The organism is Nocardia takedensis NBRC 100417, assembly GCF_000308695.1.
GTDB classification, from domain to species: Bacteria; Actinomycetota; Actinomycetes; order Mycobacteriales; family Mycobacteriaceae; genus Nocardia; species Nocardia takedensis.
The window spans coordinates 1-255 of record NZ_BAGG01000158.1; the positions used below are offsets into that span (position 1 = coordinate 1).

Below are 255 nucleotides of genomic sequence, written 5' to 3' on the forward strand. Positions count from 1 at the left end.
ATCGAGGGCACCGGATCCTACGGTGTCGACCTGGCCCGGCACCTACGACGACACGGCCACGACATCGCCGAGGTCCCCCGCCCGAACCGGCGACTACGCCGAGCCCAGGGCAAAACCGACACCATCGACGCCTACGCCGCCGCCCGCCAACTCCTCGACGGCTCCCAGACCACCGCACCCAAGAACCGCGACGGCGCCATCGAAGCCGTCCGCGCGCTGCGCGTCGCCCGCAACAGCGCCATCAAAGCCATCACC

The 255-nt window shown here is 70.6% G+C and carries 1 protein-coding gene; it reads left to right on the forward strand.

The features are described from left to right. Nucleotides 1–255 (forward strand): IS110 family transposase (locus ON30_RS27710; protein WP_040711839.1); only part of this gene is annotated, 255 nt, incomplete at both ends.